This window comes from Planctobacterium sp. AWM4_229 (assembly GCF_056160305.1).
The window spans coordinates 106,658-118,110 of record NZ_JBSWWX010000009.1; the positions used below are offsets into that span (position 1 = coordinate 106,658).

13 protein-coding genes are annotated in these 11,453 nt (G+C 42.5%); 1 reads left to right on the forward strand and 12 read right to left on the reverse strand.

Features of this window, described 5'->3' with window-relative positions:
* Positions 1-9: 9 nt before the first annotated feature.
* The 9 genes from ACXAGP_RS19115 to ACXAGP_RS19155 form a co-directional block, all read right to left on the reverse strand.
* Positions 10-1,113: a TIGR03032 family protein gene (locus tag ACXAGP_RS19115; protein WP_475263213.1), complete on the reverse strand. Its 1,104-nt coding sequence runs from the start codon at positions 1,111-1,113 to the stop codon at positions 10-12.
* Between the two features lie 157 nt (positions 1,114-1,270).
* Positions 1,271-2,686, reverse strand: coding sequence for a S8/S53 family peptidase (locus tag ACXAGP_RS19120; RefSeq protein ID WP_475263214.1), 1,416 nt, complete (start codon positions 2,684-2,686; stop codon positions 1,271-1,273).
* Between the two features lie 605 nt (positions 2,687-3,291).
* On the reverse strand, positions 3,292-3,843 hold the full coding sequence (locus tag ACXAGP_RS19125) for a phage tail protein (protein WP_475263215.1): 552 nt from the start codon (positions 3,841-3,843) through the stop codon (positions 3,292-3,294).
* Between the two features lie 13 nt (positions 3,844-3,856).
* The gene (locus tag ACXAGP_RS19130; RefSeq protein ID WP_475263216.1) at positions 3,857-4,381 is read right to left on the reverse strand and encodes a phage tail protein; all 525 of its coding nucleotides are present in this window, start codon (positions 4,379-4,381) and stop codon (positions 3,857-3,859) included.
* A gap of 15 nt (positions 4,382-4,396) precedes the next feature.
* Positions 4,397-4,936 carry a phage tail protein gene (locus tag ACXAGP_RS19135; RefSeq protein ID WP_475263218.1) on the reverse strand — a complete coding sequence of 180 codons (540 nt, stop codon included), beginning with the start codon at positions 4,934-4,936 and terminating at the stop codon, positions 4,397-4,399.
* Between the two features lie 18 nt (positions 4,937-4,954).
* Complete coding sequence (locus ACXAGP_RS19140) at positions 4,955-5,263, reverse strand: hypothetical protein (RefSeq protein ID WP_475263219.1); 309 nt, start codon at positions 5,261-5,263, stop codon at positions 4,955-4,957.
* A 377-nt stretch (positions 5,264-5,640) separates the two neighbouring features.
* Positions 5,641-6,132 (reverse strand): GNAT family N-acetyltransferase, encoded by a 492-nt coding sequence (locus ACXAGP_RS19145; protein WP_475263220.1) that lies wholly within the window; start codon positions 6,130-6,132, stop codon positions 5,641-5,643.
* A gap of 209 nt (positions 6,133-6,341) precedes the next feature.
* Positions 6,342-7,673 (reverse strand): SAM-dependent methyltransferase, encoded by a 1,332-nt coding sequence (locus ACXAGP_RS19150; protein ID WP_475263221.1) that lies wholly within the window; start codon positions 7,671-7,673, stop codon positions 6,342-6,344.
* Positions 7,674-7,710: 37 nt separating this feature from the next.
* Positions 7,711-8,313: an aspartyl/asparaginyl beta-hydroxylase domain-containing protein gene (locus tag ACXAGP_RS19155; RefSeq protein ID WP_475263223.1), complete on the reverse strand. Its 603-nt coding sequence runs from the start codon at positions 8,311-8,313 to the stop codon at positions 7,711-7,713.
* 216 nt (positions 8,314-8,529) lie between these two features.
* On the opposite strand from ACXAGP_RS19155, the gene ACXAGP_RS19160 reads away from it, so the two are divergent.
* On the forward strand, positions 8,530-9,033 hold the full coding sequence (locus ACXAGP_RS19160; RefSeq protein WP_475263224.1) for a hypothetical protein: 504 nt from the start codon (positions 8,530-8,532) through the stop codon (positions 9,031-9,033).
* Here ACXAGP_RS19160 and ACXAGP_RS19165 read toward each other — a convergent pair.
* Genes ACXAGP_RS19165 through ACXAGP_RS19175 form a run of 3 tightly spaced genes read right to left on the reverse strand, consistent with a single transcriptional unit; the run spans position 9,030 to position 11,451 of the window.
* Positions 9,030-10,052, reverse strand: coding sequence for a methyltransferase domain-containing protein (locus tag ACXAGP_RS19165; RefSeq protein WP_475263226.1), 1,023 nt, complete (start codon positions 10,050-10,052; stop codon positions 9,030-9,032). The two genes, ACXAGP_RS19160 and ACXAGP_RS19165, sit on opposite strands and share 4 nt — an antisense overlap.
* A complete protein-coding gene (locus tag ACXAGP_RS19170; protein ID WP_475263227.1) occupies positions 10,049-10,687 on the reverse strand; it encodes a hypothetical protein in 639 nt (212 codons plus the stop codon). The genes ACXAGP_RS19165 and ACXAGP_RS19170 overlap by 4 nt, the downstream gene beginning before the upstream one ends.
* Positions 10,684-11,451 (reverse strand): sulfotransferase domain-containing protein, encoded by a 768-nt coding sequence (locus tag ACXAGP_RS19175; protein WP_475263228.1) that lies wholly within the window; start codon positions 11,449-11,451, stop codon positions 10,684-10,686. Before ACXAGP_RS19175 ends, ACXAGP_RS19170 begins: the two co-directional genes overlap by 4 nt.
* Positions 11,452-11,453 lie beyond the last annotated feature (2 nt).

Below are 11,453 nucleotides of genomic sequence, written 5' to 3' on the forward strand. Positions count from 1 at the left end.
ATCTTGCACCTATGCAAAAGCATTGTAATTTTTATCCGGTTCAGTTTGATAAAGGTTCATCAATATCTCGTCCTGGACACCCGGCATAATCGGTTTCTGACAATTTTCTATCACTTTAATGTCGTAAATTTGTTTTACGTCGCCCGTAAAAGTAGTGTAGTCGGTAACCGCAAAACTGCTTAGGTCAACAATAAAAACGGCCGCAATTGACTCTTCAAGAATATCGTGAACCGGGAGTTTCACCACCCCCTTACTCAGCCTTACCCTTGAAGTACCAACCAGCATTTTATCGCCGTAAAACTCAAGACCCCGAGCGTAACCGGGCAACTCCAACAAAACTTCTCTCTTACCACTACTCAGGTGAATTCGCTCTACCAATCCCATACCTGAATGACAAAAATACAAATATTCACCATGCAACCTTGGCGTATGAGGCACAGATAGGTTTTGAGCAATAAGCTCATTTGTTTCAATTTCGATAATGCCGCCGCTGAAAGGATCATTGAGTTCTTTCCAATCAATCTCTTTTTTCAAGGTATGAAAGCAGCTGGCATATTTTGGCTTACCTTTATTAACGGCCATGCCATTTAGATGATTAGCGTTATTTTTCCTATCTTTGCGAAAAAAATAAGGAAACCACTGGTTGGTAAAGTGACAGCCAGGCGCCAATGAGGAAATACACCCTTCACGCGAATTAACAAACCACAACTCGTCACCGCACCATTCCATATCGTGTAGATTAATATACCCGGTGATGTGGCGATCATATGGCAAGAACAATGCATCAGCTCGAGATAACTTATCATCGAGAGATACCGCTTTAGAAAGTAACTGGTCTGTGCGCTTGTAGTGAATTACTTCAGAATAGGAAGCGATAGATATCCGATCTCCTTTGACTGCAAGCCCAAAGGGTCTGGCGACCGGTACCAGGTGAGTATCGAGTCCTGTTTCACCTGACCTAAATAATATCAACCGGTGGCAATCGTAGGACGTTACCGCCAGACTAATATTATGGCGTTCTAAGAAGCCGGCAAAACCGGGGGTGGACATTGACCGAAAATCATATTCCTGAAAAACCTCTTCTTCAGTTAATTTTTCGTCACCTTTAGCCATTACGTTTTTTTACCTGAAATAATAAAGCACAATACAATCCATGACATTGTGTATCATTTTATTCATAGTTTCACAAAAAGCTATTATAAATAACAAGTTAAACAAAACTAAATTACATGCTATTACATTTTCAATGTGAATTGCAGCCTACCAAGACTTAAAGCTTGTCTGCCGCTGACAACAATTTAACTGGGTTTAATTTTCGTACGCATAGCTCGCCAATACTTGTATTTTGGCACACTCTGGTAGCCGAACGCCTCAATAGCACTTTTATTTCCGTCGGCTTAATTGTTGGATACCTGGCTCTTATCATGGCGGCGTAGCCGGTAACGATCGGCGTTGCCGCTGAATTTTTTGCGAAAATTGAATATGAATTATCGGCCCTGGTGTCTCGGGTAATCACATAACCCAATGTGGCCACGTCTGTTCGTTCACTAAACGATGTATTAGCCAGTCTATCCTGATAATCCAAAGCACTTACAATGATAACATTGGCAATATCTTCAAACGCTGTTTTACCACCATAGCGGTTGTGTCCAGCTGCAACTACCACAATGCCAACTCCATTATTAAAACCCGTTGTCAGATAATCCAAATAGTGTTTAAGCGGTGCAACAAGGTACTCGGATAACCAGCTCACATTAATAACATCTGATTTATAAAAGGCACTTCGAGCAAAGGATTTGAGTAAATTCGATGTCCATGGTTGAGTCATTTTAATAGCCTGCATCCTAGACGTTGGCGAAATGCCCGTAAGTACATTTCGATGGTACTTTGGCCTATCAGAGAGCGGAGCCCATAACAAAGCAGCGACCCTGGTACCATGTGAGTATTCTTTGGGAGGAATGGCCCCTGCAATTTCCATGTCCTGATCCCAAGAATCAACCAGCCCTACCTTACTAAACATGGGGTGATGGTTAAAAACACCATCATCAACGACGGTAATCATTGAACGCCTGGCCCCAATAAATTGATGCCATTGCGTTAATGCAAATAATTTAATAGCATCAAAGCTATTTGACCTTTCCTGCAAATCGTCATGTAACTTGATTATGGGAGCTTTCTGCCTACGCAGCATAATGAGGTCAGGCTGCACCAAAATACTCACATTTTTGTTTGTCTTCTGTTTTGCCTGCCAGCGCAACATGGCAAGCCTGGTATCTGCTAGTTTCTCATAATTTATCAGCCATATTTGGTGAACGTGCTTGCTCTTTTTGTGGTTCGATTCTGTTGCTGGGTATTGAGTGATAAGTTGCGTGTTTTCGTCTTCGGAAATGAAGTTATTAATGACCTCAGAGTCTCCCGTAAAAGCAATTACCAGCCTGCTCGCCAATAAGAGTTCTCTTCCACTCACTAAATCAACGTATTTTGCCTGCTTTTGATTTGCCGCCTCGGGTTCAATAGCCTCCAGTTGAAAATGCTGTTTACCGTCCTTGAAATGCCACATTTCAGCAGAGGCAGAATTTACGTCAATCCCATTCAATACAACAAAAAACAAAAGGCTGAATAGTCTTCTTGGATTAATGAGAAAACTCAACACAACGCGAGGATTTCCTGCTGAAAAGTATTTCATATTGAGATTTGGATCCGTGCTTGTCCCACTTTTAAATTTTACACAAGTATACTACAACCACACATCACAAATACTTTAATTAAAGCTTTCACTTAGTACCAGTCCGCTGCGAAAATGACACTGATGTAAGATGACAAAAGTCTTGAGCTCTAATAGAACCGGATTTTTATGTGCTATTTCAACAGGCTCGAAACAGATACAAAGCAAAGACGTCTTCTTGATACTTTTTTTACCAGCGCCAAGAGAGGCCTGAGGCTGCGTAAGGCAATCGGTTAGGTATCACGGTTCCCCAAGGTAATTATAATTTAAAGGGCTAATCAGTTTGGCTTTGGTGGCTGCTCCAGTCTGTGTATTGCATCCCGAATGACAATCCGACCAGCATACCATGGAATATTAGCAATACTTTGCAACTCGATTATGATGCAACTTAGGGCCTATCATATGACTGCACGACAGGAAGGTAGCACTAGTTCGAAATAGATAAAATCGAAAACCTGTTAACGCTCTTATAGAAAACGCCAGTCAGTTAAACTGACCGGCATTATACTTTCACTTTTATGCCCTACTTGAGACTAAGCAGGAACTAGCAATTAGTACCCGTTTTATTAATTTCGGGAAGGATACATACCTAACATTGCTATGCAAAAGTTAACACTAAGAAAAGGTTGCCGATTCTCATGCCCCTGGCTCGCACCATAAACGGAAGTGATATTCTCGCTCATACTGGTGGACGTTGCCGCATCATATGGAGCATAGGCTCGATACGAAATGCTACCACTATCCTTACGTCTGGCAGGGACAACTGTAGGACCAGGCGTATCTTCAGTGGAATTTGCGGGTTCCTTTTGACCAACCAGCGTACCGTGATTGTGCGAAGGCATATGCAGCTCATTGAGCACTATACTTGTATAACCACCAAATTCTCCCCAATACCTTGGGGTTAATCCGGGTCCTGTTCCCCAGTTCATTGGCGCTCGCCCACGAAAATCAGGAACCCCAAAACTCACCCGGCCATCACCACCGTAGGTAGTACCTATTAGTGAGAACAATGCGGTGTTCTGGGAGATATTCATTAAACTCCCATAACAATACGCCCAGCCTCTTGGGTTAAAATTATTTGCCCACATCTGAACCTGTGCAATAAATGGATCTGCCATAATTAATTCCTCTCTAGTTTCTTTGTGGATAAAGACCGGTCAAGCACATAACAAATGTGACGGTGAGATATTGCATCATATTATGGTGAGCTTGGCCTCCCCCGGCATTCTCAACAAGGCCTTCTGCAAAACTTTCCATTTCAGTAGTTGTGTCAGTCGAATAAAAAGTTCCGTCCGATACTTTAGCGGGCAGATGGCCAGTTGGTTCATCAGAAGTATCGCTTGACGTTGACCCCTGCAAAGCGTGGGTATGCGCAGGTATTTGGCTTGTCGTAAGAGCCACTGTTTGAACCCCCGCTCTTGCTCCTAAAATGTAGTTGGACAGAGCTGGTCCCTGTCCAAAATTAACCGGCAGGCGGCCTCTTAAATCAGGTAATCCAAAACTTACTCTACCATCACCACCGTATGTAGTGCCAATTAAGGAAAAAAGAGCTGAGTTTTCGCTAATTGCAAGTAAACTACCAGAGCAGGATCCCCAATGGCGCGGAGCAAAATTGCTCGCCATCATTCTGATTTCAGCTGTATAAGCATCTGACATAATTTTCTCCTTAATCTAATTACGCGACGGGAAAGCCCCGGAAATAGCGATAATAAAGTTAATAACCTGATAAGGTTGTATATTGTAGTGAGACTGTGAGCCACCAGCTGAAGTAGGAAGCGCAGCAGGATTAAACTCTACAATATTTGCTACAGATGACGTATAAGCCGTCAACGGAGCACCATTAAATTGAGGTTGTGCGTAGGCATCCCCCTGGAGATTACTCGTTGTACCTTGAACCGACATACAACTCACATCATGCCTGTGAGCTGGCGCTGTAGATTGAGTCAACGTGACATTCTCGAACCCGCCAATCGCACCGCGATTATAAACATTACCGTCTTGCGTACTGGTACCTGTACCAACCGGTGTTCTACTGCGGAAATCGGGCAAATTAAAGGTGGTTCGAGCATTACCACCAAAAGCATTCCCCATCAGCGCAAAAAGGGCCTGATGCTCTGTTATTTGCATAACAGCGCCATTACACAAGGCATAATCAACGGGTGCCCAGCTCATCCCGTTCATGCTTATCATGCTCATAAAAGGATCTGACATAATATTCTCCTTGATTGTTTAAGAGGGGTTGCGATCACGACAAATAACAAATTCCAGTTCAGTGGCGCTATTCGGGCTGGAAAACAGCCTGACTGGCTCGTCCCCAAACTTCTCGTGAGACAGGTCATAGTCCCCTTGTTCGGGTTCCACTGGCGGCTCATCTATTACATCCATACGAACAACAAACGATTCCCATTTATCACCATTCGTGGGAGCTTCCTTAACTTCTGTTATCTTCGCCCTGAACGGAGCATTAGCGCCTGCGACAGACACTTCCACTACTTCGCCATCCATCCCATTTAGGGTGGTTAAATTAAAATTTGACATTCACTTTCCTCGACAGTCCACCATAGATTGGAATAAAGATAGTAGAGCTTTTCCAATATAACCAAGTTTTAATCTATAAATTTCCCAAAATAATACAATTACATTAAATTACACTAACCATTATCATAAATTTATTTAGATATTTTGATACTCAAATATCAATAACGTGTTACTAAGCTATTTAAAATATAAAAATGTTTAGTCAGATTTTTCCGTTCTTATGGTATGCCAGTAGTGCGGAGGTTAACATGCGCTTTTGCGGTTAAGCGTATGGGGAGAGAACGAGCACCCGGTTTTTGTTATTGCAACAACGGGTGCAGAACGAAATTATGGTTCAAAATCAAACAATATCGAACAAGTCGACACGGGTTAATTTGTTAACTCGCTACGGGATACCAAATCATACTGTAATTGGGTGGCGTATGTGACTCAACCTGGAAACCCAGAGACGTGTATAACTTTTGCGCAGAAATATTAGTTTCCGACACGTTAAGCGTCATCGGCACTTTACTTTGAGTCGCAGCTTGTTGAAAAGATTGAATAATTGCCTTACCAAAACCCAATCCCCTTGCCTGTGGCAGTATAGCAATATCCACCAAATGAACGCAGTTAGGACCAAAATCGATTGTCGCTTTTCCCACTTTTTCATGATGCTTTTCAATGATGAAATACATAGCATTGGGGGTTTGCTCACCATAGCCATTATTCATGGCATTAAATTGCATTTCTACTATTGATTCGATGAAATCAGGATCGCCATCAATAAGCTGTAAGTCGCTTCTTTGAGCTCGATGTATCTCCTCCAAAAATGGCGCATCTTCGGGTCTGGAGGGTCTCATGTGAAGTCCTTCAGGAATAGTCACGTTCATTAAGTGTTCCTTATATTACATATTTTAAGTTATTTTGCCTTTTATAGAAGCTCAATAAAAGTCAACAAGCAAATCCAGCAACATTGCGATTCAACACAAAATATCGAAAGCTCAGTTAAATTCAACAAACAGATGCGTTTTAAAGCACTGGCATTTTTCCAACCAATGGTTCAAAAAAAATGCGCTGCGGTCAATTAATACCACTCTTGTTATTTCCGTGAAAAACTGAAACAAAAATCATTAAATTCGGTGATGTCTTCGTCAGTGACCTCTTGCATCTCTGCTTTTAGCCATGACTCAAACGCCTCGAAACTATCAATAAAGTCCAGAGATTTATTCATTAAGGTTCTCAAATCAATAGCAAGTAAATCAATAAACCTGATGTCCAGTTCAAACTCATCTTGAATAATGTCTTGTTTGTGCGCATCAGAAGCCATTCGTCGATATTTGTCCCAAAAACGAGGTATATAGCAAAAGCCGAGAGTTCCCTTCTGGGTAATGGGATATTCGTTACGGTTATGAAAAAGATTAGGTATATCTATTTGCCAATATGGATCATCATTAAGCTTGTACTCAAACTTTATTTGCTGTCCGGGTGCGCAGGCGAGAGACAATCGGTGCCTTTGAATATTGAGACTACAATCGTCTAACCCCAACCTATGTTCTCTGTACACTTGCAGGTCGGTATTCAGGTTTAATTTTTGATAAATGATTTCCGAGTCAGGGAGTGTCAAGGTGTGAAAAAAGTCTTGGGTGTCTCCCTGTTGAATTTTGCTACAGCTGTCTTTATCCAGAACTAATAGATCTTTTGAATAGCTTTGTGTTTCACCACCAATAACAGGTTGCACTTCGATACTTGTGCGGATCACCTGGGGGATTAGCTCCCCTTTGGGCTTTAGAAACTGACATAAATTTGCAAATATTTGTACCTGAGGTTCTCTTTGCAAAAAGGTGTTCATTGTCTCAGAAATAATAATATCGAACTGAACGTCCATTGGTACCCATTGAGTGGCGTCAGCCAAATCAATAGCTAAATTTTCGTCGTCAATTTCTAGCCAGGAAGCAACCTTTTTTAGGGCCCTAACATTGGTCTGGTGGATATCGATACATTGTACGTTGAGTTTAGCCTCTCTCAGCAAAGGTAAAAGCGGTAAAAGTATCGTTCCATAAGGTCCTGTACCCGCGTACAAGATGTTAATCTCCCTGTTGCTGTCAGCTTTATCTTTGATTGCTTGGCTAATTCCCTTTAAAAACACTTGAGTTCGCGTAACCTCTAACAAACATTTAGCGGCCTTAACCGGTGAGATTGCGATACCAGATTCCAAGACGGTATCATCAGCGGCCAATATCTCGTCGTTAACAGAAATACCCGTTATCTCACTCAACATCTCGGCCATCTTTAATGCAATATCTCTATTCTCGATACCATTAGGAGAACTCAACAAAACCTGCACACACTCAATAAACTCGTTTTTATCGGGCAGATTTTTTTTATTGGAAGGCTGATTCAGCGTTGCTAACACGTCTTTTTTCGATGACACTTTATTCTATTATCTCCATGTTCATTTACGGTTGACCTTAAATGACAGAGGCACACTGACTATTGTCGGTCACCAGGCCCATCAGCCAATCATTGACAACGCAATCTATCACGAGGTTCACCCGCGGTGCTGTTCCACGATTGTGCACAGCATGTTCCTGATCGGCATTGACATACCATAATTCAGCAAATTTCATTGGCAGACGAACGCCGTTACTATAAAAATCTACGCTATCATTTGTTTCCAAAGGAACATGTAACCTTGCCTCACCATACTCAATCGCCAATCCAGCATCGCGGTGAGGGGCGATATTCCCCATAGGACTCAAGCACATTAAACGAACGGCGTTAAGCTCACATTTTATTTGTTTCAGCAGGCCACGAATCGTTGGCATTTTTTGCAATGCCGGCAAATCTATCCAGCTGTCCCCCCCTTGAATATTAAACGCCTGCAAAATTGGGTGAGCCTGTGCACTGGATGCTTCGCAGCGCAGCGGCAAAACATCCCATTGCCCTTCATAAACACCAGTATTAACATGAGGTAACCATTGTTCTGCAGGAAACTGAGCAACCTCTCGCAAAATGTGTTCTGATTCAAAATGAAACGCAATAGGAAGCTTTTTTGATGGGATTACAGCCACTTTTGGTAAAGCTCCTTTTTAATTTTACTTTTCCTGTTTATAAGCCATGCTGTGAAGATGGAAATTTTTTACTAAATCCTAGATGAATTTAGGTAAATTACAAATTTATTTACTAAAAGATTAGGGGAACATTGCGTTACCGATTTGGTATATTTGTAACTCTCACTTTGTTGACAAACATCATCAGAAATATCTACAGAGGTTATCAGAATCACCATGGCATCAGCCCCCACTCATGAACAAGACATCTATCTCTCAACAATTGTCAGTTTTCTCAACGGAATAGGTATCACGGTAGTAACCGGAAAGGTCAACAACAATGCATTTCTTGAAGGTATTGAAATTAAAAACGGTGGTCTTGTATATCAACCGGACAAACTTAATTTCCCCGGCGATCTGCTTCATGAAGCGGGACATATTGCCGTTGCCCCGCCCGACATTCGAGCGAATTTACAGGATGATGTAGCGCAATTCGGTCAAGGCCCCGCTGAAGAAATGGCAGCAATCGCATGGTCATGGGCAGCTATCAAACACCTGAATATCCCACCTGAAGTGGTATTCCACAAAAATGGATATAAAGGAGCCTCATTAAACTACATAGAAGCCTTTGCAAACAGTTCGGGTTTTGGACACCCAATGCTTGCTTTCTGGGGCATGTGTAATAACTTCAATGATCCCCGAGGTGGCTTTCCATCAATGCTACACTGGCTTCGTTGTTAAGACTGGTTTACGCCAGTTTCATCAGCGATATAGAACTTTGGCACGGGTCTCAAACAGTAATTCACATTTACAATTCCCCGCCCCTCTGATTGCCAGTCTACATCTGTGGGAAATGTCAATCCGCATTGATACTCTTCTATTGTGATTGCATCGTCCAAACGCAAAATGGTGGTAATTACCAAGTCTCGTTTGGCGGCGAAAACCGTTAAGTCGAATTGCCCGAGCAATATATTATCTGACTCAATCTGCGCCACTTTATAAGTATGCTGGTCCAGTTTTAAAAGCGCCACTTTGTGCCTACGAAAAGGCATTAGCATTCCAGTAATAGCAGCATCTGTTTTATCGGTAAGCTTAAGTAATTGTTCCACTTCCCCTTTCAAGGAGGTGCCGACCAGGTGGCATTCTATGCTATGAGGAATCAACCTACCTGTATCCTTCAGCAGCTTTGAAACATGCAGGGTAATCGCCACTTGAGCCTCTGCTTCTAAGGCCTTCGTTAGACACTCAAAAATGACAATATCATAGGGCAAGTGATCGTGATATTTAAGTACATCACTTTGAACAAAAGTCACCTCTAAATTAGGTTTATTGAGAGATTGCCATAGGTGTTTCGCATTTTCCAAGGACGTTTCAGACACATCCAATAGCACTAGTTCGATTGGCGCGCTTAATCTTAAAGCCAATATGGGTAATACCAGGGTAGCAAACGGGCCACAACCGGGGTATAACACTCTAATGACCGAATTATCGTTCCTGCGATTGACGTTATTCAGCAAAGCCTGCCAATATTTTACCGTGCGATAATAATCAGGCATACACCCGGCCGCCGAAGAGCTGCACAGTTTAAGCCCAAAGTCACCGAACTCATCTTCTCCAGTAAATAATTCCTGTTTCGATGCGGCATACAATTCGTCAAATATCTCCGTCAATAATTGCCGCCCTTTAACGTCACTAAGGGGTTTCGAAAGCGACTCATTTATCTTCCTGGCTATGAGATTTAATTGCTTTTCTTCGATCATTCTTCCTCCGGTGCCTGAAATCCAAAATAACGTATTTCGTCTGCAAATAGTTGCCCAATATTCTTGATTGTCTCAGGTGACCAACGCTGGATGTAGGTATGTCCGGCGGAATGATTAACGTCATGTCTGACTGGAAATAACTGAAACTGCCACTTTTGTGCAAGACTGGCCATAGCCCTTTGCAACTCTTTCGCTCGGTTAATGGGTTCTGTACAGTGCAGCCTGATAACATGGTCTACGCCTTGAGTGTATTGCAACTGACTGAATGTGTGTTCTGTATTTTCAGAGTAAGGTAAAATAGCTCTGTGAATTGATTCTTGAGGCGCCGGACACCCCGCAGCGACCCAGCTATCGAAGCTATATCTCTGGTAGCTATCAGCCTCAAGAGAGTAGCGATAAAAACGAAATATGGATAAAGCCCTGTCCCAAGTATTTCTCACCACTACGAAAGAGCGATACGCCTGCCATTGCTTAGGATATTTTTTAGCGATAACTGCAGGAACTTGATGGCTCACGGTACCCACTCGAGGGTCATCCCGCCCCATATAATCTACCCCTGTCATTGCTCTTCGTACGGCCGTACTGGCGCTTTTGGGATTTTCAATAAAAATAACTTTAGTGTCGTCGTCAATCATTGTTCATTAGGGCCGGATATTGAAAGCTGTTGCAATAGTTTGGCAATTTGAGGATGCACGTTTTTTGAAACTGGCGGTGCTATAAAACTACTGAAATTATCAACGCGCTCAAGCTCATAACTCGCTGAATTTGCTTCTCCTCCCAGAAACCGAACAACCTTTGTCAGCTCAGAGCCACAAAACATCGAATCATAGTCTAGCTTCAAAAAGTTACTCTTGGGCATTTTTTGCTCGAGCTGACGGGCGTAATGATGCTGTTCACAATAGTAATACAGGCATTTATCCACCGGACTAAATTCATGCCATACATCGCTAATATAACCAAAGGCGACCCCGTCAGAATCTGGTTCCAACAAGGACTTATATGATTGATGAGGTAATAAAGGAGGAACATAGGCATTTATCTTTATCAATGAAAGCGCATTGGATACAGGTTCTCTGGTGATCTGTATTACTTTCAGCTCAACATCCATTGTTTGCCTTAGCTCAGACGCAATCCACTCAATGTGCCGCCAGCCCGGATAGCCACACTCAACATAATTGTTCCCCTGCTGCAACGTCAATCGGATGGACTCTACATGCCCTTGAATCTCTTTGCCATTGTGTTCAAGAGGATTCCCCCCGGAATTAACATGTGGCGCATAAAGAAGATGTATGGGTTCGTGTTCCACCCGATATGAATGAGCCAACTGTTGATTTAAATTATGCGCTAACCACTGAGTGCCGCAACGCCCCGGTGATATCACGAAACAACATATTGCCATGC